Annotated in this window: 21 protein-coding genes; 3 read left to right on the forward strand and 18 right to left on the reverse strand. The window is 64.9% G+C overall.

The genetic code is table 11. From position 1 onward, the window contains the following. Positions 1 to 49: 49 nt before the first annotated feature. From chvE to XI04_RS10435, 17 genes are all read right to left on the reverse strand, one after another. Complete coding sequence (gene chvE, locus XI04_RS10355) at positions 50 to 1,123, reverse strand: multiple monosaccharide ABC transporter substrate-binding protein (protein WP_038970571.1); 1,074 nt, start codon at positions 1,121 to 1,123, stop codon at positions 50 to 52. 72 nt (positions 1,124 to 1,195) lie between these two features. Next, complete coding sequence (locus tag XI04_RS10360) at positions 1,196 to 2,074, reverse strand: SMP-30/gluconolactonase/LRE family protein (protein WP_271609980.1); 879 nt, start codon at positions 2,072 to 2,074, stop codon at positions 1,196 to 1,198. Then, complete coding sequence (locus tag XI04_RS10365) at positions 2,074 to 3,150, reverse strand: aldose epimerase family protein (protein WP_271609970.1); 1,077 nt, start codon at positions 3,148 to 3,150, stop codon at positions 2,074 to 2,076. The genes XI04_RS10360 and XI04_RS10365 overlap by 1 nt, the downstream gene beginning before the upstream one ends. A gap of 2 nt (positions 3,151 to 3,152) precedes the next feature. Then, positions 3,153 to 4,079 carry a Gfo/Idh/MocA family protein gene (locus XI04_RS10370; protein WP_271591397.1) on the reverse strand — a complete coding sequence of 309 codons (927 nt, stop codon included), beginning with the start codon at positions 4,077 to 4,079 and terminating at the stop codon, positions 3,153 to 3,155. Beyond that, positions 4,076 to 4,840, reverse strand: coding sequence for a FadR/GntR family transcriptional regulator (locus XI04_RS10375; protein WP_038947151.1), 765 nt, complete (start codon positions 4,838 to 4,840; stop codon positions 4,076 to 4,078). The genes XI04_RS10370 and XI04_RS10375 overlap by 4 nt, the downstream gene beginning before the upstream one ends. After that, entirely contained in the window at positions 4,837 to 5,817 is a 981-nt protein-coding gene (yjfF, locus tag XI04_RS10380; RefSeq protein ID WP_038947150.1) for a galactofuranose ABC transporter, permease protein YjfF, read from the reverse strand. The genes XI04_RS10375 and yjfF overlap by 4 nt, the downstream gene beginning before the upstream one ends. Continuing rightward, positions 5,814 to 6,806 carry an ABC transporter permease gene (locus XI04_RS10385; protein ID WP_038947149.1) on the reverse strand — a complete coding sequence of 331 codons (993 nt, stop codon included), beginning with the start codon at positions 6,804 to 6,806 and terminating at the stop codon, positions 5,814 to 5,816. The genes yjfF and XI04_RS10385 overlap by 4 nt, the downstream gene beginning before the upstream one ends. Then, complete coding sequence (locus tag XI04_RS10390; RefSeq protein ID WP_271609971.1) at positions 6,803 to 8,347, reverse strand: sugar ABC transporter ATP-binding protein; 1,545 nt, start codon at positions 8,345 to 8,347, stop codon at positions 6,803 to 6,805. The genes XI04_RS10385 and XI04_RS10390 overlap by 4 nt, the downstream gene beginning before the upstream one ends. A gap of 117 nt (positions 8,348 to 8,464) precedes the next feature. Beyond that, complete coding sequence (ytfQ, locus tag XI04_RS10395) at positions 8,465 to 9,430, reverse strand: galactofuranose ABC transporter, galactofuranose-binding protein YtfQ (protein WP_271609972.1); 966 nt, start codon at positions 9,428 to 9,430, stop codon at positions 8,465 to 8,467. Positions 9,431 to 9,810: 380 nt separating this feature from the next. Next, positions 9,811 to 10,983 (reverse strand): fumarylacetoacetate hydrolase family protein, encoded by a 1,173-nt coding sequence (locus XI04_RS10400; protein WP_028142391.1) that lies wholly within the window; start codon positions 10,981 to 10,983, stop codon positions 9,811 to 9,813. Positions 10,984 to 11,078: 95 nt separating this feature from the next. Further along, the gene (locus XI04_RS10405; RefSeq protein ID WP_028142390.1) at positions 11,079 to 12,137 is read right to left on the reverse strand and encodes a YeiH family protein; all 1,059 of its coding nucleotides are present in this window, start codon (positions 12,135 to 12,137) and stop codon (positions 11,079 to 11,081) included. A 111-nt stretch (positions 12,138 to 12,248) separates the two neighbouring features. Continuing rightward, a complete protein-coding gene (locus tag XI04_RS10410; protein ID WP_244439127.1) occupies positions 12,249 to 12,590 on the reverse strand; it encodes a hypothetical protein in 342 nt (113 codons plus the stop codon). 42 nt (positions 12,591 to 12,632) lie between these two features. Beyond that, positions 12,633 to 13,346 carry an ABC transporter ATP-binding protein gene (locus XI04_RS10415; RefSeq protein WP_028142389.1) on the reverse strand — a complete coding sequence of 238 codons (714 nt, stop codon included), beginning with the start codon at positions 13,344 to 13,346 and terminating at the stop codon, positions 12,633 to 12,635. Then, positions 13,343 to 14,098, reverse strand: a complete 756-nt coding sequence (locus tag XI04_RS10420) for an ABC transporter ATP-binding protein (protein ID WP_271609974.1) — start codon at positions 14,096 to 14,098, stop codon at positions 13,343 to 13,345. Before XI04_RS10420 ends, XI04_RS10415 begins: the two co-directional genes overlap by 4 nt. Before the next feature lie 2 nt (positions 14,099 to 14,100). Then, a complete protein-coding gene (locus XI04_RS10425; RefSeq protein WP_271609975.1) occupies positions 14,101 to 15,120 on the reverse strand; it encodes a branched-chain amino acid ABC transporter permease in 1,020 nt (339 codons plus the stop codon). Further along, positions 15,117 to 16,019: a branched-chain amino acid ABC transporter permease gene (locus XI04_RS10430; protein WP_271609976.1), complete on the reverse strand. Its 903-nt coding sequence runs from the start codon at positions 16,017 to 16,019 to the stop codon at positions 15,117 to 15,119. Before XI04_RS10430 ends, XI04_RS10425 begins: the two co-directional genes overlap by 4 nt. Positions 16,020 to 16,108: 89 nt before the next feature. Further along, positions 16,109 to 17,368: an ABC transporter substrate-binding protein gene (locus tag XI04_RS10435; protein WP_271609977.1), complete on the reverse strand. Its 1,260-nt coding sequence runs from the start codon at positions 17,366 to 17,368 to the stop codon at positions 16,109 to 16,111. A 172-nt stretch (positions 17,369 to 17,540) separates the two neighbouring features. On the opposite strand from XI04_RS10435, the gene XI04_RS10440 reads away from it, so the two are divergent. Genes XI04_RS10440 through XI04_RS10450 form a run of 3 tightly spaced genes read left to right on the forward strand, consistent with a single transcriptional unit; the run spans position 17,541 to position 21,585 of the window. Then, positions 17,541 to 19,034, forward strand: a complete 1,494-nt coding sequence (locus tag XI04_RS10440; protein ID WP_212476341.1) for an AMP-binding protein — start codon at positions 17,541 to 17,543, stop codon at positions 19,032 to 19,034. Next, positions 19,031 to 19,678, forward strand: coding sequence for a TetR/AcrR family transcriptional regulator (locus XI04_RS10445; RefSeq protein WP_212476300.1), 648 nt, complete (start codon positions 19,031 to 19,033; stop codon positions 19,676 to 19,678). The genes XI04_RS10440 and XI04_RS10445 overlap by 4 nt, the downstream gene beginning before the upstream one ends. Continuing rightward, on the forward strand, positions 19,675 to 21,585 hold the full coding sequence (locus XI04_RS10450; protein WP_212476298.1) for a flavin-containing monooxygenase: 1,911 nt from the start codon (positions 19,675 to 19,677) through the stop codon (positions 21,583 to 21,585). Before XI04_RS10445 ends, XI04_RS10450 begins: the two co-directional genes overlap by 4 nt. A 130-nt stretch (positions 21,586 to 21,715) precedes the next feature. Here the strand turns inward: XI04_RS10450 and XI04_RS10455 are convergent. Further along, on the reverse strand, positions 21,716 to 22,307 hold a 592-nt coding region (locus XI04_RS10455), incomplete at its 5' end, for an alanine dehydrogenase (RefSeq protein WP_333915222.1).

A 22,307-nucleotide genomic window follows, 5' to 3' on the forward strand; every position in this document is an offset into this window, starting at 1 on the left:
AGGTTCCGGAGTCGCCCTTCGGGCGCCCCGGAACGACGGCACGAGAACTCTACTGGAACTGCGACTTCTTGTAGTAGCCGCTCTCAACCAGCACCTTCTCCCAATTGTCCTTGTAGACCACGACCGGCTTGAGCAGGTAGGACGGCACGGTCTTGACACCGTTCTCGTAGGTCTTGGTGTCGTTGACCGCGACCTGCTTGCCGGCCAGCGCGGCGTCGACCATGTCGGCGGTCACCTTGGCGAGGTCGCGGGTGTCCTTGAAGATGGTCGAGTACTGATCGCCGCGCAGCATCGCCTTGATCGAGGGCACCTCGGCGTCCTGCCCCGAAATGATCGGCATCGGCTGATCGGCGCTGCCGTAGCCGACGCCCTTCAGCGAGGAGATGATGCCGATCGAGATGCCGTCATAGGGCGAGAGCACGGCGTTGATCTTCTTGTTGCCGTAGTAGGCGCTGAGCAGATTGTCCATGCGGGCCTGGGCAGTGGCGCCGTCCCAGCGGAGCGTCGCGACCTTGTCCATGCCCATCTGGCCCGAGGCGACGACGAGCTTGCCGCTGTCGATATAGGGCTTCAGCACGCTCATCGCGCCGTTGTAGAAGAAGTAGGCGTTGTTGTCGTCGGGCGAGCCGCCGAACAGCTCGATGTTGAACGGGCCCTTGCCGTCCTTCAGCCCGAGCCCCTGCTCGATCGACTGCGCCTGGAGCACGCCGACCTGGAAATTGTCGAAGGTCGCGTAATAGTCGACGTTCGGCGTGCCGCGGATCAGGCGGTCATAGGCGATCACGGTGATGCCTTTGGCCTTGGCCTGCTTGAGCACGTCGGACAGCGTGGTGCCGTCGATCGCGGCGATCACCAGGGCTTTCGCGCCCTTGGTCACCATGTTCTCGACCTGCGAGAGCTGGTTCGGGATATCGTCCTCGGCGTATTGCAAGTCGGTGTTGTAGCCGCGCTCCTTCAGCACCTTGACCATGTTGTTGCCGTCGTCGATCCAGCGCGCCGACGATTTGGTAGGCATCGCGATGCCGACGGTCGCCTTGTCCTGGGCGGAGGCGGTGAGGCCTGTGGCCATCGTCGCAGCGCCGGCCAGCGCCAGTGCGAGGAATGTCGTCTTCAGTTTCAGCATGTTTTACTCCCTTGGGTGTCAGACTGTTTCTTTATTTCGTCGAGAACGTCGTCGTGGGCTGCCTCCGGTCTCCTATGCGAGCTTGACGTCGGGCTCCGCGCGACCGCGCGCGGACGCCTCCAATAGAAACGTGCAACCGGCTTGCGGATCGGCGGCGCGCCCTGCCGCGTCCATATCCTGCCACGCTGACGTGACAAGGAGGCGCGACAGATCGGAACCGACGAAGGCGGGACAGCTCGCCTGCTTCGCCGGCACGCTCAGTGAGCGCAGAGGCTCGCCTTGCGGAGAATAGACATCGATACGGCTCGCGCCCCAGCAGGCATTCCAGATGTTTCCGTCGGCATCGCACACCGAGCCATCGAGGCCGCCGATGCCGGTGTGGCGCAGCAGCACCTCCGGCTCGCCGCGCGGCAGGCCGGTCGCGGGATTGAGCGGGACTGCGTAGAGCACGGCACGCGCAGTGTCGGTGAAATAGCCAATGGCGCCATCCGGCGAGAAGCAAATCGAATTGGGAATGCTGATGCCGGGAAACAGCGTCGAGATCTTGCCGCGATGGAGCGCGTAGATCGCCCCCGCCTTCGGCTCGGCCTTCTTGCCCATGGTGCCGATCCAGAACGTGCCGGACTGGTGCACACGGCAATCATTGGAGCGCGTGGCAGGATTGTCCGCCTCGAGCGGACAGAACAGCGTCATGGCGCCGTCGGCAAGCTTGCGGATATACAGACCGTCCTCGGCGACGATCAACTGGCGCTCGGCATCGATGCGCCCGAGCGCGCTGGCCATCCGGCCGAGCGCATGGACGCGGATGCTGCCGCTGCCGAGTTGCGCCTCGAACAGCCGTCCTTCGCGGATGTCGAACCACCTCGCCGTATCGGTGGTCACGTCATAGGTCGGGCCCTCGCCGAGATGGCAGGGATCGTCCGAGAGAACTGATGTCGGCACCTGTTCCATCATGACGTCCTCACACCGAAGCGATAGACCGTGTGGTGCCGATAGGCTCCGCCGGGATCGAGGCGCGGGCTCGGGAAATCCGGCCGGTTCGGCGCGTCAGGCCAGATGTGCGGCTCCAGGCACATGGCATCCGATTGCCGGATCAGCTTGCCGCCCTTCCCCGAAATCGTGCCATCGAGATAGTTGCCGGAATAAACCTGAACGCCGGGCTGATCGGTGAACAGCTCCATGACGCGCCCCGAGCGCGGTGCCTCCAGCCGGGCAGCAAGTGCGAGCTTGCCGTCGCGCGCGAGGCAGTAGGTGTGGTCGTAACCCCTGCCGCTCTGCAATTGCTCATCGCTCTGCCGGATGCGCTCGCCAACCTGCCGAGGCTCCCGGAAGTCGAACGGCGTGCCGGCCACCGCGCGCGGCGGTCCGGGCAGCGGAATGGCGGTGGGATCGATGGCGAGGAAATGTTCGGCGGCAACCGTCAGCCTGTGATCGAGAATGGGCGTGCCTGACGTTGCGCTTTCCAGATTGAAGAAGCTGTGGTTGGTCAGGTTGACGATGGTGGGACGGTCGGTCCGCGCCTCCATGCTCAACGACAATTCGGTCGGGCCGGTGACGCGATAGGTCAGGCGGACATCGAGCTGGCCGGGATAATTCTCCTCGCCATGCGGACTGACATAGGTCAGCGTCACCGCGGGCTCGGCGCCGTCGTCGATCTCCGCAATCTGCCAGAGCTTGCGGTCGAATCCATCGAGGCCGCCGTGCAGCGCGTTCGGCCCGTTGTTGACGGGAAGTTGCACCGTCTCGCCGTCGAGCGAGAACTGCCCCTTGGCAATGCGGTTGGCATAGCGGCCGACGGTGGCCCCAAGGAACTTTCGCTCCGCGAGATAGCCGGCGAACGCGTCATGGCCGAGCACGACGTCGTCATGACCGCCCTTCGCATCCGGCGCAATCAGCGCCTGGATCACCGCGCCGTGGGTGATGATGCGCGCCTCGAAGTCGCCCTCGCCGCGCAGCACGATGCGCTCGACCTTGCGACCGTCAGGCAGTGTGCCGAAGATGTCTTTTGTGATTTTTGATGCGGCCATGTCTAATCCACAAACGGTTCGACGACGGTGCGCCTGCCGAGCAGGAAGGCGTCGGCAACGAGGCGAAGCGGCGTCAGATCGACGTCGCTTGCGCCGGTCGCCGCGAGCTCGACGAAGCGCCGGTAGAGCCCGCGATATTCCTCATCGGGCGCCTCGGCAAGCACCTTGCCGTCGACCTCCAACCGTGCGCCACCGCTGGACAAAGTCATCCGGCCCTGGTCGGTATCGACGAGGATATCCCAGCTCTGCGGTCCGGTCTGGCGGAAATCGAACTCGGCGATCACAGCAAGGCCGTCGATGTCCGTCAGCGTCAGGTTCGCCGCAATCGGTGCCTGGCAATTGGCGGGAAACGCCAACTCGGCCGCGGTGACGAACACGGGCTTCGGCAGGATTTTGGTCAGGATCGACAGCGCGTTGATGCCGGGATCGAACACGCCGAGGCCGCCTGGTTCCCAGATCCAGCCCTGACCGGGATGCCAGACGCGAACATCCTCCTTCCAGCTGACGTGCACCGACTTGATGCGTCGCTCAGCGAGCCATTGCCGCGCGGGCTCGACCGCCGGCGCATGGCGCGAATGCCAGGTCGCAAACAGCGTGCGCTTTGCCTCCGCCGCCATCGCTACAAGCGGATCGAGCTCGGCGACACCGATGCCCGGCGGCTTCTCCAGCATGACATGCTTGCCGGCGGCGAGCGCCGCGGCAGCCTGCGCGCGACGCACCTGCGGCGGTGTGCAGAGCGAGACCGCATCGATCGGCGGTCCCTTTTCCAGCAGCTCCTCGATGGTCGCGAAATGCGGCAGTCCCGGCAGCGAGGCGTTACGGCTGGCAATCGCCGCCAGTGCCGCGCCCGGCACGGCGGCGATCGCGCCGACATGCTGGTCACGCGCGATCTTGCCGAAGCCGACGATGGCGATGCGGAGTTCCGTCACGATCCCTCTCCAGATTCCACGGAGGCCGGCGCGGTCTCGATGACCGTGCCCTCATGGCGATGCATGCCGTTGTGAATGACGAAAATCATCGCCTCAGAGGCGGCCTCCGCATCGCCGGCCGCAATGGCATCGACGATCTTCTGGTGCCAGAGCAGCACCGTGTCGCGGTCTTCCAATTCGACCGGCGCACTCAGCAGGAACGAGGCGCGAAGCGCGGCCTCGATGACGTGACCGATCGAGCGCATGAACAGGTTGCCGGAGGCGCGCGCCACGGCGACGTGGAGTGCGAGGTCGGCATCGGCAAAGCCGACCGAATCGGACGCTTCGAGCCGCATGCGGTCCATGCTGCGCCGAAGCTCGGCCAGGTCCTCCTCCGACCGCTGCGCGGCCGCCAGCATCGCCGCGCGCGGCTCGACCGCGAGACGGATCTCGGCGAGGTCGTTGAGGAAACGCTTGTCGATGCCGGCGTCCAGATGCCAGGCCAGGACGTCGGCATCGAACATGTTCCAGGCGGCGCGTTCGCGTACGACGGTGCCGACGCGCGCCTTGGTGGTCAGCAGGCCCTTGGCGACCAGGGTCTTCACGCTCTCCCGCAGCACCGGCCGCGACACGCCGAACATCGCGATCATCTCGGCATCACCAGGCAGGCGAGTGCCCTCGGCGTAGCGGCCGGCGATGATGTCGATGCCGATCGAGCGGGCGACCTCCGCATGGTTGGAGTGAGCCCGCCGTGTCGGGATGACGACGATGCGCGATGTCATGTGGCGGCTCCTGCGCTCTTCGCCAGCGGCCGGCGCGCGAGCGCGACCAGTCCCTGCTGCAAGGCAATAAAGGCGAACAGCAAGATACCGGTCGCGATCTTGGTCCACCAGCTCGACAGCGTGCCGTCGAAATTGATGTAGGTTTGGATCAGGCCCTGGATCAGCACGCCGAGGAAAGTACCGATCACCGAGCCCTGCCCGCCCGTGAGCAGCGTGCCGCCGATCACGACGGCGGCGATGGTGTCGAGCTCGACGCCGACGGCGGAAAGCGAATAGCCGGCGCTGGTGTAGAACGAGAAGACAATGCCGGCGATGCCTGCGAGCAGGCTCGACAGCATGTAGATCTTCACGGTCATCTTGCCGACCGCAACGCCCATCAGGCTCGCGGTCGTCCGGCTGCCGCCGAGCGCATATACATTGGCGCCGAACCGGGTGAGATGCAGCAGAAAGGCTCCGCCGATCACGATCGCGAGCATGATGATCGCAATCGCCGTCAACCGCCCTCCACCCGGCAATCGCAAGGCGAAGTCCGACACGGTCGAATAAATAGGCGCGGTGATCGGTATGGATTCGGTGGAGAGCAGGAAGCTCGCTCCGCGCGCCAGGAACATGCCGGCGAGCGTCACGATGAAGGGTGGCAAATCAAAGACATGGATCACCGCGCCCATCGCCGCACCGAAGGCCGCCGAGAGTGCGAGGACGGCGACGAAAGCAACCAGCGGCGGCATGCCCCAGCGCTCGATCGCGAGCGCAACGAAGACCGTGGTGAAGCCGATCACCGAGCCGACCGAGAGATCGATGCCGCCGGAGATGATGACGAAGGTCATGCCGGCCGCGACGATGCCGAGGAAAGCGTTGTCGGTGAGGAGATTGCCGACGACGCGGGTCGAGGCGATGTTGGGAAACTGCACCGCGCAGGCTGCGAAGCCCGCGACCAGCACGATCGCCGTAATGAGGGCGGGCGGCAGACCTCTCATGCCTTCGTCCTCCGCAGCCGCGCAGAGATGCCGGCAAAGCCGGTCAGCTTCGGCGATTGCAACAACAGCACCGTGAGCACCACTACCGCCTTGACCAGCAGGTTGAACTCCGGCGGATAGCCGGACAAAAGGATGCCGGTGTTCATGGTCTGGATGATCAGCGCGCCGAGTACGGCCAGCACGAGGCTGAAGCGGCCGCCGAACAACGAGGTGCCGCCGATCACCACGGCCAGGATCGCATCGAGCTCGAGCCAGAGGCCGGCATTGTTCGCGTCTGCCCCCATGATGTCGGCCGCCGCGATCACGCCAGCTAGCGCGGCGCAGACGCCGCACCAGACATAGACCGACAGGATCATCGCACGGGTGCCGACGCCGGCAAGCTCGCTCGCCCGCGCGTTGCCGCCGGTCGCCTCGATCAGGAGCCCCAGCGCCGAGCCACGTACCACCGCGCCGGTGAGGATCAGCATGCCGAGCGCAATCACGACCGGTACCGGCAGGCCGAGCACCGAGCCATTGCCGAGCCAGACCAGATCCGGCGAGGAGAACGTCACGATGCGTCCCTCGGTGATGAGCTGGGCGATGCCGCGTCCCGCCACCATCAGGATCAACGTCGCCACGATCGGCTGCATGCCGAGTACCGCGACAAGGAAGCCATTCCACAGCCCGCAAATCAGGCCCGCGCCGAGCGCTGCCGCCAGCACGACGGCCAGACTGTGAGTGTCGGCGAGGCTCGCCGCGATCGCGCCCGCGATCGCCATGACGGCGCCAACCGACAGATCGATGCCGCGCGTCGCGATCACCAGAACCATGCCGAGTGACAGCAGCGCCACCGGCGTGCCGCGGTTGAGCACGTCGATCAGGCTGCCGAACAGACGGCCGTCCTGGAGGCGCAGGTCGAAGAATTGCGGCGACACAACACGGTCGACCGCGAGGATGACGATCAATGCGAGGATCTGGGCAAGGCCGCGGCGCGGCAACAGCGCTGTCATGTGTGGGCCTCAAGCGCAACAGCGGCGCTATCGGCGGCAATGGCCGCGAGAATGTTGCCGACGTCGACCGCGTCGCCCGCGAGCTCCTCGACATGGGCGCGGTCGCGCAGCACCACGACGCGGTCGGAATAGGTTACGATCTCATCGAGCTCGGAGGAGATCACGAGCAGCGACAAGCCGTCGTCGCAGAGCTCGCGGATCAGGCGGATGATCTCGGCATGCGCGCCGACGTCGATGCCGCGGGTCGGCTCGTCCAGCACCAGAAGCCGCGGCGAGGTCGCGAGCCAGCGCGCCAGCAGAACCTTCTGCTGATTGCCGCCGGACAACAGGCCGACGGGGCGCTCAGCATCGGGCGGACGGATGTCGAGCATCTTGACGTAGCGGCGCGCGATCTCGTCCTGCTCGCGGCGCGACAGCGGCCGATGCAGGCCGCGTTTGGCCTGGAGCGCGAGCACGATGTTCTCGCGCACCGTGAGCTCGGCAACGATGCCGTCGGTCTTGCGCTCCTCCGGACAATAGCCAAAGCCGTGGCGTACGCCGTCGCGAGGCGACTGCAGCCGCACCGGCACACCTTCCACCCTCGCCTTCCCGCCATCGGCGCGCTCGGCGCCGAACACCAGCCGCGCCGTCTCGGTCCGGCCCGAGCCGAGCAGGCCGGCGAGACCGACGACCTCGCCATGACGCAGCTCGAGATTGAACGGCGCGACATAGCCGGCCTTGCCGTAATTCTCGAAACTCGCGCAGATTTCGCGCACCTTGTGCTCGCCCACTGATGCGCGTGCGCTGGTGGTCTCGGCCAACTCGCGGCCGAGCATCAGCCGGATCAGCTCGAGGCGCGGCAGCGAGGCGGTCTCGCGCTCGCCGACGAGGCGACCGTTGCGCAGCACGGTGATGCGATCGGAGATCTCGTAGACCTGGTCGAGGAAGTGACTGACGAAGACGATGCCGATGCCGCGTTTCGCGAGCTGGCGCATGATGCCGAACAGGATCTCGACCTCGTGACGGTCGAGACTCGCGGTGGGCTCGTCCAGGATCAACACCCGCGCGGAGAGATCGACGGCGCGCGCGATCGCGGTGACGTGCTGCACGGCGACCGAATAGTTGCCGAGCGGCGCGGCGACGTCGATGTCGAGGCCAAACTCCGCAAGCAGCGCCTTGGCGCGGCGGCGCATCTCGCCCTCACGCACGATGCCGAAGCGCATTGGCTGGCGATCGAGGAACAGATTCTGCGCCACCGACAGGTTCGGCAGCAGATTGACCTCCTGGTAGACGGTGGCAATGCCCGCGGCCAGCGCTGCCTTGGCCGAGCGCGGCGCGACCTCTTCACCGCCGATCCTGACGATGCCGGCGTCGCGTGGGAATACGCCGGTGACGACCTTGATCAGCGTGGACTTGCCGGCGCCGTTCTCGCCGAGCAACGCATGGATCTCGCCGGCGCGCAGCGTGAAGTCGACCTCCTGCAGCGCGCGCACAGCGCCGAAGCTCTTGCTGATCCCGCGCACCTCAAGAAGGGGCAGAGCAGGATCGGGGCTGTTCTGCATGGCAAATTCGCTCCCACGGGTGCCCGCCATTGAAGCGGACACCCAGCCTAGTCGTTCGTGCAGCGGTTTCGAAGGGGGGCGACGGACCACCGGAAGCGGTCCGGCGCGGCGCCCGCCTCAGTAACCGAGGCCCTTCTTGCTGTCGTAGATCTTCTGCGGATCATCGGCGGCAGTATAGAGCTTGGACTCGGTCTGAATCCACTTCGGCGGTACCGTGCCCTTGCCCTTGAAGGCTGCGACGGCATCCAGTGCTGGGCCGGCCATGTTCGGCGTCAGCTCCACCGTGGCGTTCGCTTCGCCGGCAACCATCGCCTTGAAGATATCGGGGACCGCGTCGATCGAAACGGTGAGGATATCCTTGCCGGGCTTGAGGCCGGCTTCCTTCATCGCCTGAATCGCGCCCACCATCATGTCGTCGTTGTGGGCGTAGACCGCGCAGATGTTCTTGCCGCCGCCTTCGGCCTTGATGAAGCTTTCCATCACCTCCTTGCCCTTGGCGCGGGTGAAGTCGCCGGTCTGGCTGCGCACCACCTTCAGGTTCGCGTGCTTGGCGATGGCGGTGTCGAAGCCTTTCTTGCGGTTGGTGGCGACGCTGGCGCCGACGGTGCCCTGCAGCTCGACGATGTTGCAGGCCTTGGCGCCGACTGTCTTGGCCAGCCAGTCGCCGGCGACCTCGCCCTCATGCACGCTGTCCGAGGTGACCGCGGTGAGATAGAGCTCCTTGCCGGACGGATCGATGTCGCGATCGAGCAGCACGACCGGGATCTTGGCTTCCTTGGCCTCCTTCAGCACCGAGTCCCAGCCGGTCGAGACCACGGGCGCGAGGAAGATCGCATCGACGTTCTGCGCGATGAAGGAGCGGATCGCCTTGATCTGGTTCTCCTGCTTCTGCTGCGCGTCGGCGATCTTGAGATTGACCTTGCGCTTGGCGGCCTCCTGCTTGGAGACCGACGTCTCGGCCGCGCGCCAGCCGGATTCCGATCCGATCTGCGAGAAGCCGATGGTGAGCTCGGCGGCATTCGCGGGCAGCGCGAGCAGCAAGGCGGCCATGGCGCTGGCCGCAAAGAGGGCTTTGAGGATCATCAGGCGAGTCTCCCAAGATGTTATCCGGGGCGCCTATTGGTAACATGGCACCCGCAGGCCGGCCTTCGAGGCGGCGGGAGGGACTATTTCACGGAAGAAGAGTTCCGACTAGTCATATTATTTTACTATTTAGAGGAAATCGCGCCGAGCGGCGGCAGGCGGTTCTAAGACACGCCAAGCGCGATTTTGTTCCCCCGATGCAACGGGAAGATGAAGGAGGTTTGTAGGTGAGTCCAGCCACGGACAACCGTCATGGCCGGGCCTGTCCCGGCCATCCACGCCTTACCTCGCCTGACAAAGAACGTGGATGCCCGGGACAAGCCCGGGCATGACGGCCTCATAGACGTTCGCGTGGGAGGTCAGCTGCGAGACGTGAAGCGCTAAATCAGCTTCCGCTGCGCCAGGTTCTTCATCAACGCACCGATGCCGAAGGTCCAGGGCTCGCACTCGTCGCTGGTGCGCATGCGGTTGACGAGCTTGCCGAGCTGGGGCGCTGCGATCGTGACGATGTCGTCGCGCTTGTGGGTGAACCCCTGCCCCGGCGCATCGCGATCCTTGACCGGCGCGAACATCGTGCCGAGGAACAGCACGAAGCCATCAGGATATTGATGCACCTTGCCGATGGTCTGCTCGACCAGATCGGTCGGATCACGGCTGATCTTGCTGATCGAGGAATGGCCGTCGAGAACGAAGCCGTCCGCCCCCTTCACGTTCAGGCTGATGTCGAGCTTGCGCGCATCGTCGAGCGTAAAACTGTCGTCGAACAGGCGCAGCAGCGGTCCGATCGCGCAGGAGGCGTTGTTGTCCTTGGCCTTCGACAGCAGCAGCGCCGAGCGTCCTTCGAAGTCGCGCAGATTGACGTCGTTACCGAGCGCGCCGCCGACGATCTTGCCGCGGCTCGACACGAACAGCACGAGCTCCGGCTCCGGGTTGTTCCAGGTCGATTTCGGATGCAGGCCGGCATCCATGCCGGTGCCGACCGAGGACATGGTCGGCGCCTTGGTGAACACTTCGGCATCGGGACCGATGCCAACCTCGAGATATTGGCTCCAGGCGTTCTGGTCGATCAGCACCTGCTTCAGATGCATCGCCTGGTCGGAGCCCGGTTTGAGCTTCGACAAATCATCGCCGATCAGCCGCGTCACTTCCTTGCGGATCGCTTCGGCCGAGGCCGGATTGCCCTTTGCGCGCTCCTCAATCACGCGCTCCAGCATCGAGATGGCAAAAGTGACGCCGGCAGCCTTCAGCGTCTGCAGGTCCACGGGCGCAAGCAGCCAAGGTTTTTGGCGATCGCGCTGGTCCGGCGCCGTGTTGGCCACGATGGCGTCGAGATCGCCGATGCGCTCGCCCTTGGTCAAGCTCAGCGCCTTGGCCGGGTTGTCCTCTTCGCAGAGCGCGCTGATGGTCGGAAATCTTGCGGTGACGTCGAACACGCCGTCGCCACGGACGGCGACCACGGCCGGACCGTTCGCCTGCGGCAGCCAGACGCGGCCGGCGAGTGTGCCGCGTGTTCCGTCCTCAGGGAGAAGGTCTTTCACCGTCAATGTCGTCATGGCCGCGCCCTCGTTGTTTATCGGATCAGCCGCAGCCGATCACATTGGCGAAAACCAATAAACGTCTGGCGGGGGAAGTCCAGAGAGCGCGCCGCTCACTTGAACCAATGCACCAGTGCGATGCTGATGCCGAGCAGCAGCATCAGCGACAGCGTTACCGCGGCCGTCACCCGCCCGCCGACATTGGCGAGCACGCGTACGTCGACGCCGAGACCGAGAGCCGCCATCGACACCACGGTGAGAAAGCTCGTGATCTTGGTCACCGGACCAACCACCGTCCCCGGCACGATTTCGAGGGAACGCAAGGTCGCCAGCGCCAGAAAGCCGAGGATGAACCAGGGCACCAGGCGGAAGAAGCCAACATGGGTCTTCTTGGCATCGCTCTGCCAGCGCGAGGCGGCGAGCGACAGGCCGACCACGACCGGCCCGAGCATCAGCACACGCATCAGCTTCACGAGCGTGCCGATCTGTGTCGAGACGAGCCCGGCCGGGACCGTCGCGGCCAGCACCTGCGGCACCGCATAGACCGTGAGGCCCGCGAGGATGCCGTATTGCGTGGCAGACAATTGCAACAGCGGAATCAGCAGCGGCAGGCCGAGCACCATCATCACGCCAAGGATCGCGGTGAAGGAGATCGAGGACGCGATCTCGTCATTGCTGGCACCGATGATCGGCGCCACGGCAGCAATGGCCGAATTGCCGCAGATCGAGTTGCCGCAGGCGATCAGAATCGACAGCCGCGTCGACAGGCCCAGCATCCGGCTGAGACCAAAGGAGACGCAGAGCGCAATCACAACGACGGCAGCGATCGACGCCAGCAGCGCGACGCCGGAGGCCGCGATGGCGGCGAAGCTGATCGAGGCTCCCAGCAGCATGACCGCGACTTCGAGGAGCTGCTTGGCGCTGAAGGCGATGCCGGCCTGCCAGCGCGGCGCGGGTTTCCAGAAGCTGCGCAGGGCCATCCCGAGGAGGATCGCCATCACCAGCGCCTCGACATAGGGATGTTCGAAGACGCCGAGCTCCGCCCTTTCGAGCAGGGCCGAGACACCGGCGACGGCGACACAGAGGAGGATGCCTGGAATCAGCGCGAAAATACGGCTCGCGGCGGTGGCCGGCTTGGCATCGGCCGGGCTGGATGCTTGATTCTGCGACACAAATCTCTCCCAGAGGAGAAAGATTTATACGCAGCGCCAGATCAATGGGGAATAAGTTTTCGACATATCAGGGCCGAGGGAAGTTCTGTCCTCAACCCGGAATAAACGGCCTCAGAAGATCAGGCTCTTGGCGAGCGAGGCCACACGGCTGAACCCGTCGTAAACGCCGGGTTCGAAGAACGCTGCACGCGCGAGCACGATTCCGGCCACGAGCGACCAGAACAGCCCGGTGCCGACCCGCAACAGGAGCTTTGACGCGCGCGACTTCGGCTGGGCATCCGTCGCGGATACCAACTGCTCGCCAAAGGGCTCAAATCCAGTGCGTTCCATAGCAGGCCAATCCATCAATTCGTGGCTGAAATGTCGTCTTTTCGACCCCAAACAGCAATGGAAGCGATTGGCTTTTTTGGTCCCCCGCGGGGAAACTCCTTCCGCCGGAATGACCTCGGACAACCGCTTTCTTCTTCGGGCCTATTCGGACACCGCCCGCCCGGCTCAGAGGGCCAGATAACGCCGGCGGATCGCCTCATTGGCTTTCAACTCGTCAATTCCTGCGGCGTAGACGATCTGGCCCTTGTCGATGATCGTGGCGTGGCTTGCGAGCCCCAGGCAGAAATGCATGTTCTGCTCGGCGATCAGCACGGTCGATCCGATGCTTCGAAGCTGCCGCAACAGCTCGCCGATCCGCTGCACGATGATCGGCGCGAGCCCCTCGCTCGGCTCGTCCAGCAGCAACAGCGCCGGATTGCCCATCAGCGTGCGCGCGATCGCCAGCATCTGCTGCTCGCCGCCTGAGAGACGCCCGGCAATGCGATGGCGCAGCGGTTCCAGCAGCGGGAAGACCTCATAGATGCGCTTGATCGGCCATTCGTCCTGGCCCTCCGGCCCCCTCTTCTTCCCGATGACGAGATTGTCCTCGACCGTATGCTCCGGAAAGATCTGGCGGTCCTCCGGCACGAAGCCAAGACCGGCGCGCGCAATATGATGCGGCTTCCGGCCCGAGATCAGAGCACCGCGCAGGCTCACTTTGCCCCGTCGCGGCGGCGCCAGCCCCATGATCGCCTTCATGGTCGTCGATTTGCCCGCCCCGTTGCGGCCCAGGAGTGCCATGGTCTCGCCTTGCCGCACCGAGAGGCCGACACCGAACAGGATCTGGCTGGTGCCATAATAGACGTCGAGATCGGCGACCTCGATGACGACGGAACTCATCCGGCCGCTCCTGCATGTTCGGTGCCGAGATAGGCTTCGATCACGGCGCTGTCGTTGCGGATCTCCTCGGGCGTGCCGGTGGCGAGGATGCGGCCGTAGCAGAGCACGACGATTTTTGGCGCAATCTTGAAGACGATGTCCATGTCGTGCTCGATGAAGACGACCGTGATTTTTTGCGTCTCCCAGAGCTCGCGCACCTTGTCGATCATGCGCCAGCGCTCCTCGGGGCCCATGCCGGCGGTGGGCTCGTCCAGCAGCAGCACCTTCGGTTCGAGCACCAGCGCCAGCGCAATGTCGAGCAGCTTTTGATCGCCATGTGACAGCGTCGCGGCCGTGCGATGGCGCTTGCCGGCAAGGCCCAGCAGCTCCATCACGTGTTCGGCGCGGTCGCGCGTCTCCGCCAACGGAAAGCGCTTGTGCAGCACCGCGGACGAACGCTGGTCGGCGCTGACGGCAGCCAGCATGGTCTCCTGCACCGTCAGCGATTTAAAGATGCTCGCCACCTGGAAGGCGCGACCGATGCCGTGACGAACGATCTCCGGCGGCGAGCGGCCGGCGAGATCGACGCCGTCGAGTAGCACCTCGCCGGTGTCAGGCTTCAACGCGCCGGTGATCAGGTTGAAGAAGGTGCTCTTGCCGGCGCCGTTCGGACCGATCACCGCGGTGAGCGAACCGTCGGGGAAGTCGAGCGAGACGTCGTTGGTTGCCTTCACGCCGCCGAAGGATTTTGCGAGGTTGCGGATCTCCAGCATCGCTAGCGGCCCTCGCCTGCGTCACGCCGCTGCGAAAACCACTCGGCGACGAAATCCAGCAGGCCCTTGCGCAGGCCCAGCGCGAAGAACAGGATGACTACCCCGAGCACGATGCCATGGTACTCGGTGAACCGCGTCACGGTGTCGTTGAGCAGCAAGAGCAACACGGTGCCGACCATCGGTCCCAGAAAGGTCGATACACCGCCAAGCATGTTGATGAAGATGCCCTCGCCCGAGATGGTCCAATAGGCGAATTCCGGATAGGCGCCGGAGACGAACAGCGCCATCACCATGCCGCCCATCGCCGCGAACAGCGCCGCCAGCACGAACACGGTCAGCTTGGCGCGCCAGACGTCGATACCGAGAAAGCTCGCGCGCGCGGCATTGTCGCGGATCATCCGCAACGTGTAGCCGAACGGCGATTGCGCGATCTGGCGCATCGCGAGCAGGCCGAGGATCAACAGCGCGCAGCTCGCGATGTAGAGATGGACGTGGTTGGAAAGATCGATGCCGAGAAAGACGGGTCGCGGAATGCCGCCGCGCAGGCCCTGGTCACCGCCGGTGAACGAAGCCCAGGACAGGATGGTCGAGTGGATCAGCATCTGGAAGGCGAGCGTGACGAAGGCGAAATAGATCTCCTTCAGCCGCACGCAGATCGCGCCGATCACGGCCGCGATGAGCGCCGTGATCGCCAGCGTCGCAACGAAGGCGACCGGAATGGGCACGCCGAGCTTCTGCATGATCAGGCCGAAGCTGTAGGCGCCAAGGCCGAAGAACATGCCATGGCCGAACGAGGTCAGGCCGGTGTAGCCGACCAGGAGGTTGAGCGAGGTCGCGAACAGTCCGTAGGCGGAGCAGCGGATGACGAAATCGAGCAGCGCCTTGCTGCCCGTCAACAGCGGCAGGCTCGCCAGCACGGCAAAAGCGATCAGCGCGATCAGGACGTCGCGATAGCGTTGCAGCACCGAGCCACCGCGCACGGGTGCCAGCCCTTGCGCGTGTCCGGCCTCCAGCTCGGTCATGCCGCCTCCTTGCCGAACAGGCCGGTGGGTTTCGAGACCAGCACGATCACCATGAACAGATACATCAGGCCTTCCGTGAACAGCGGAAAGCCGAGCGAGCCGAACGAGCGGATCAGGCCGAGCAGCAACGCGCCGATCAGGGCGCCCAGGATCGAGCCCATGCCGCCGATCACGGTGACGATGAAGGATTCGATCAGCACCGAGAATCCCATCCCGGGCGTGAGCGAGCGCACCGGCGCGGCGAGCGCACCCGCGAGGCCCGCCAGCATGCCGCCGAGCGCGAACACGCCGCCATAGATCAGGCCCGTGTTGATGCCGAGCGCGGACACCATGCCGGGATTTTGCGCGGCGGCGCGGATCACCTTGCCGATGCGGCTGCGCGACAACCCGATGCCGAGCACGCCAGCCGCAACGAGCGCAACGCCGATCAGCAGCAGATAATAAGGCGGCACCACGCCGCCGGCGATGAACAGCGGCATCACCTGGAACGCGGACGGCATGCCCATCGACTTGAATTCCGGCCCCCAGATCAGGCGCACGACATCGTCGAAGATCAGCACGAAGGCGTAGCAGACGAGGAGCTGCATCAAGACGTCCGCGCCATAGACGCGGCTCATGAAGACGCGCTCGAAGATCAATCCGAGAATGGCGGTGCCGGCTGCGCCCGCCAGCATCGCGAGCGCGAAGCTCCCGGTGAGCTGATAGGCGGTCATCGCGAAATAGGCGCCGAACATGTAGAAGGCGCCGTGGCTGAAATTGACCACCTTGAGCACGCCGAAAATCAGCGTCAGCCCGACCGCAACCAGGAACAGCAGCATGCCGATGATGAGGCCGCTGGTGGTCTGCGTCACCAGGCAGGCGGAGCTGGAGAGGCAGCCGGCAAGCGCGTCGAGATCCACGGGAGCACTTTCATTGCGGCGCGCCTGACACGGCGCGAAAATCAAACGAAAACGGCGAAGACGGTCGCCCGTCTCCGCCGCACATCAGATCAGGTGTAACCCTTGCTTTTCTTCCACTCGGCCTCCAACTCGAAGATCGTCTTCCAGTCGCCGGCCTTGACCTCCGGCACATACGGCTCCTGCGGGATCGTGGTGCCCCAGCCGATGGCGTAGCCGACCAGCGTGTGGTCGTCGCCGCGCATCGTCACGGTGCCGTCGGCACCGAACGGGCACTTGATGGTGAGGCCCTTCAATGCCTCCGCGATCTTCTTGCCGTCGGCGGAGTTCGCCTTCTTGGCGGCCTCGGCCAGGAACATCACGGCGGTCGCGTTCTGCCACGACCAGTTGGTCGGATACTCGTTATACTTCGCCTTGTAGGCATCGCCCCAGGCCGCGTTCTCCGGCGTGGTCGGAAAGGTCTTGATGTAGCGGTTGCCGGAGTGGATGCCCTTGGGCAGGTTCTTCACGACGGTGAGCGCGGTGTAGTCGGCCATGTTGACCGCGAACACCTCCATCTGGCTGAACATTGCGTAGATGTTGGCCTGGTCGATGTAGGAGGTGAGATCGCCGCCCCAGAGGCAGGAATAAAGCGCCTGCGGCTTGGCTTGGAGGATCTTCGTCACCACCTCGGTGTAGTCGGGCTGGAACAGCTTTGGCCAGGACTCGCTGATGATCTCCACATCAGGCGCGAAACGTTTCAGGTACAGCGTGAACTCGCCGGTGGTGTCGCGGCCATAGGCATAGTCGGGCGAACAGGTCGCCCATTTCTTCAGGCCCTTGGCCTTGGCGATCGCGGCGGCGTAGCTGCCGCCGACGATGGAATCGTGGATGCCCTGGCGCACGCAGCGGAACGCGTTCGGGATGTGCTGCTTCGGATCAGCGGTCAGCGAAGAGGCTTCCGAGCAGGTATGGACGCAGAGCACGCCGAGATCGCGCGCGACCTCATGCACCGCGAACGATCCGGAGGACGCCTCGCCGTCGAGCAGCAATTCGCAGCCGTCGGTGTTGACGAGCTCGCGCGCGACGCGGGCGGCTTCCTGCGGCTGGCCCTTGGAATCGCGGATCACCATTTCGATCTGCCGGCCGGCCAAGCCGCCGGCGGCGTTGACCTTCTCGACCTCGAGCATCACCGCATTGCGCGAGGACGTGCCGAGCTGCGCCACGCGGCCCGACAGGATCGTCGGCATGCCGATCTTGATGGTCTTGGCTTGCGCACGCGCCACCCAAGGCGCGGCAACACTCGTCGCACCGGCGCCCATCAGCGCCAGCGTTGAACGGCGGCTGATGCCCGGCGTGCGGGTCCTCGTCATTTTTCCCTCCCTCTGTCGGGTCGGCGTGTCCTGATCCCTGTCGGAGATCGTCTCGTCTCCGTACTCCCAAGGATTTCAGAGGGTGGGGGGTGACGTCAAGCCGAAGATGAATTACGAGTCAGAATTCATCGAGGGAGGAAGCGAGGCCGGTGACCGGCCCAAGATCCGCAAAATGATCAATCTTTCGAGCTTCATCGCCTTTCATGCCCGGCGCACGCCGGACCGGCCCGCGCTGAAATATCGCGGCGAGGAGATCTCCTACGCGGCTCTCGATGCGCGTGTCCGAACGGTGGCAGGCTGGCTCGCCGCGCAGGGCATCAGCGCCGGCGACATCGTGGCGGTGCTGATGAAGAACAGCGCGGCGTTCCTGGAGCTGGTCTTCGCCACCAGCCATCTCGGCGCGGTGTTCTTGCCGATCAACTTCCGCCTCTCCCGCGAGGAGGTCGGCTACATCGCCGGCAATGCCGGCGCACGGCTTCTGATCGTCGACGAGGAATTGGCTGCGAATGCCGCGGGCACCGGGATTGTCGTGCTCGACGACGCCGCGCAGCAGAGCATGACGCATCTCGCAGGCGATGTGCCGCCCGCGCCGATCCATGGTCGCGCGCCATCCGACCTGATGCGGCTGATGTATACCTCGGGCACGACCGATCGTCCCAAGGGCGTGATGCTCTCTTACGATAATTTCTACTGGAAGTCGGCGGACCAGACGATCGCGCTGGGGCTCAGCGCCGAGACGCGACTGCTCGTCGTCGGCCCGCTCTATCACGTCGGCGCGCTCGACCTGCCCGGCCTCGCCGTGCTCTGGCATGGCGGCTTCATCCGCATCGAACGCAATTTCGAGCCGGAGACAACGCTCGCGGCGATCGCCGAGGACAAGCTCAACGCGGCATGGTTCGCACCCGTCATGACCAGCGCGATGCTCACCTGCCCGACGCGTGAGCGCTACGACGTCTCCAGCCTGCGATGGGCCATCGGCGGCGGCGAGAAGACGCCGGAGCTGCGCATCCGCGCCTTCTCGCAACTCTTCCGCAATGCGCGCTACATCGATGCCTATGGCCTCACCGAGACCGTCGGCGGCGACACCTTCATGGAGGCCGGCCGCGAGATCGAGAAGATCGGCTCGACGGGGCGTGCGATTGCCCACGTCGAAATCGAGATCCGCGACGAGGACGGCAAGGTCGTGCCGGCGAACGTCAACGGCGAGATCTGCTTGCGCGGACCGAAGATCACGCGCGGCTACTGGAAGGATCCTGAGAAGACGGCGTCCGCCTTCTTCGGCGACTGGTTCCGCAGCGGCGACGTCGGCTATCTCGATGAGGATGGCTTCCTGTTTCTGACCGACCGCAAGAAGGACATGATCATCTCCGGCGGCGAGAACATCGCCTCTTCCGAGGTCGAGCGCGTCATCTATGAATTGCCCGAGGTGCGCGAAGTCGCGGTGATCGGCCTGCGCGATGGGCGCTGGGGCGAACGGCCGGTCGCGATCGTCGTGCTGACCGAGGGCGCCAGGCTCGAGCTCCCTGCCCTCACCGAGCATTGTCGCGCGCGGCTCGCGAGCTTCAAGGTGCCGAAAGAGCTGATCATTCGCGACAGCCTCCCGCGCAACCCCTCTGGAAAGATTCTCAAGCGCGTGCTGCGCGCCGAACTGGAGACCGTGGCATGACGCAAGGCCCCGCCACCGCGAAGATCACAAAGCTCAACCGCGTCGAGCGCAACGCCTGGACCAAGCAGAAGATCTTCGAGGCCGCCACCAAGGTCGTCGGCAAGCATGGCTATGCCGAGGCCTCCGTCGCCCGCATCACCGAACAGGCCGGCGTCGCGCAGGGCACCTTCTACAATCATTTCGAGAACCGCCAGGAGCTGCTCGACCAGCTGCTGCCGAAGATCGGCCTCGACATGGTCGAGTTCATCCGCGCTCGCACCGGCACGGCGGATGCGGCGCGGCAGGAGATCGAGCGCTTCGCCGCCTTCTTCGACTTCATCCGCGAGGTGCCGGAATTTTTGCGCATCCTCAACGAGGCCGAATTCTTCGCACCCATCGGATACCAGAAACATCTCGACAACATCTCGGTCGCCTATGTCCGCATCCTCCGCCGTGCGCGCCTTGCCGGCGGCATCGAGGATTTCAGCGACGACGAGTTCGAGGCGATCGTCCACATGCTGATGGGCGCGCGCGGCTATCTCAGCCGCCGCTACTCCTACTCGGCCGGCGGCGTCACCGCCGTGCCCGAGCACGTCATCTCCGCCTATCGCAAGCTGATGACGCGCGGCCTCTTCACCGCCTCCGGAGACCAGGACACGCTATGAACATCGAATCTCCGCACAGGCCGCTCGACCTCGCCTCGACCATCGCGGAAGGCGACATCCGCTGCCTCCTGATGGTGCTGGTGCATATGACCGGCGACGAGAAATGGCTCGCGGCGCCGTACTTGCCCAAGCGCGACATCCGCCTCATCCCCGATCCCGAGGCCGGCGTGCCCAAGGAGATCCAGGACGAAATCCGCGCCGCCGTGGTGAAGCTCTTCGCCGATGGTACGCCGAAGCCTGTCATCGCCGACCCTGGCGACGAGCTACTGCTGAAGATGATGCGCGCCTGTCTCGGCGAGAATGTCGCGCCGGAATATGCCCCTCTGATGCGCGAGGAAATGGGCTTCGTATCGCGCGAGGCACGTTGGACCAAGCGTCCTGCCGACGACAAGCTTGCCGACCAGCACGTGCTGATCGTCGGCGCTGGCGTCTGCGCTATTGCGCTCGGCGTGGCGCTCGGCCATCTCGGCATTCCCTACACCATCGTCGAGAAGAACGCCGAGCTCGGCGGCACCTGGTGGATCAACCGCTATCCCGGCTGCGGCGTCGACACGCCGAACCACTCCTATTCTTATTCCTTCGGCTCGGGGAATGCATGGACGCGCTATTTTTGCCAGCGCGAGGAGCTGCTCGGATATCTCCAGAAAGTCGCCGACGAATACGGCATCCGCAAGCATCTGCGCGTCAACACCGAGCTGACCTCGTCGCGCTGGGACGAAGGCAAGCTGCGCTGGATCTCGACGCTCAAGACCGAGACCGGCGAGGAGACCTTCGAATCCACCGCGCTGGTCTCCGCCATCGGCCAGCTCAACGATCCCTCCCGCGCCCGCTTCAAAGGCGAGGAGGACTTCAAGGGAACGATCCTGCATTCGGCGCTGTGGTCGAGCGATATCAAACTCGACGGCAAGCATGTCGCCGTGATCGGCACCGGCGCAACCTCGATGCAGCTGGTGCCGTCGATCGCCGGCCGCGTCGCCTCGGTCGCCGTCTATCAGCGCAGCGCGCAATGGGCGCGGCCGGTGAAGGGTTATGCCGATCCGATCAGCGAGGGCGCGCGCTGGCTGCTCGCGCATCTGCCGTTCTATGTGCAGTGGTACCGCTTCAACATGTTCTGGCGCTATGGCGACGGCCTCTTGCCGTTCCTGCGCAAGGACCCGGCCTGGCCGCATCCGGAGCGCGCCGTCAACAAGGGCAACGACCGGCACCGCCAGGAGTTGACCGACTTCATCCTGTCGGAATTGCAGGGGCGGCCGGACCTGATCGAAAAATGCGTGCCGACCTATCCGCCCTACGGCAAGCGCATCCTGCTCGACAACAACTGGTTCAAGACGTTGACGCGGCCGAACGTGGAACTCGTCACCGACGCGATCGACCATTTCGATCGGGGCGGCATCGTCACCGCCGACGGCAGGCACCGCCCGGCCGATGTCATCGTGGTCGCGACCGGGTTCAAGGTGACGGAGATGGCGGCCCGCCTCAACATCAGCGGCCGCGACGGCAAGAATTTGCGCCAGGCCTGGGCCAACGACAATCCGACGGCGTTCCTCGGCCTCACCGTGCCCGATTTCCCCAACTTCTTCTGCATGCTCGGCCCCAACTCCGGCCCTGCGCATGGCGGCAGCGTGATCTTCCAGTCGGAATGCCAGAGCCGCTACATCGCCGCCTGCCTAGCCGAAATGATCGAGCACGACGTCGCTGCCATCGACGTCCGCCCTGATGTGCTCGACGACTACGTCCGAAAGGTCGACACCGAGCACGAGACAATGATCTGGACCCATCCGGGCATGAGCACCTACTACCGCAATTCGAGTGGCCGCGTGTTTTCCGCGATGCCGTGGCGGTTCGTCGACTATTGGCGCATGACGCATGATCCGGATCTGGGGCAGTACAGGCTGACGAAAGCTTGAGGTCATTCGTCGGGACGAACTCAGGCTGAAGCTTGTCCCACATCGTCATTGCCAGCGCAGCGAAGCAATCCAGACCCTTTCCGCGGAGGGATTCTGGATTGCTTCGCTTGCGCTCGCAATGACGGCCTATTCAGGCCGCGAGCCCAGTCTCCACCGGCGCAAACTCCAGCCCGAGGCTCTCCGCCACCGCCTTGTTGGTGATGCGGCCGCGATGGACGTTCAGCCCGTTGCGCAAATGCGGGTTTTCCAGCACCGCGGCAAAGCCCTTGTTCGCGAGCATCAGGCCGAACGGCAGCGTCGCATTGTTCAGCGCCTGGCTCGACGTCACCGGTACCGCGCCCGGCATATTGGCGACGCAATAGTGCACGACGCCGTCGACCTCGTAGGTCGGGTCGCTGTGCGTGGTTGCGTGCGAAGTCTCGAAGCAGCCGCCCTGGTCGATCGCGACGTCGACCAGCACGGCGCCCGGCCGCATCGATTTCAGCATCGCGCGCGTGACCAGCTTGGGGGCGCTGGCGCCCGGCACCAGCACCGCGCCGATCACCACGTCGGCGGCGAACACCTCGTCCTCGACCGATTCGATGGTCGAGAAGCGGGTACGCACGCGTCCGGCAAAAAGATCGTCCAATTGGCGCAAGCGCGGGATCGAGCGGTCGATCACGGTGACTTCGGCACCGAGGCCCGCGGCCATGCGCGCCGCCTGCGTTCCGACCACGCCGCCG

It is taken from the genome of Bradyrhizobium sp. CCBAU 11430 (assembly GCF_028128855.1).
GTDB classification, from domain to species: Bacteria; Pseudomonadota; Alphaproteobacteria; order Rhizobiales; family Xanthobacteraceae; genus Bradyrhizobium; species Bradyrhizobium ottawaense.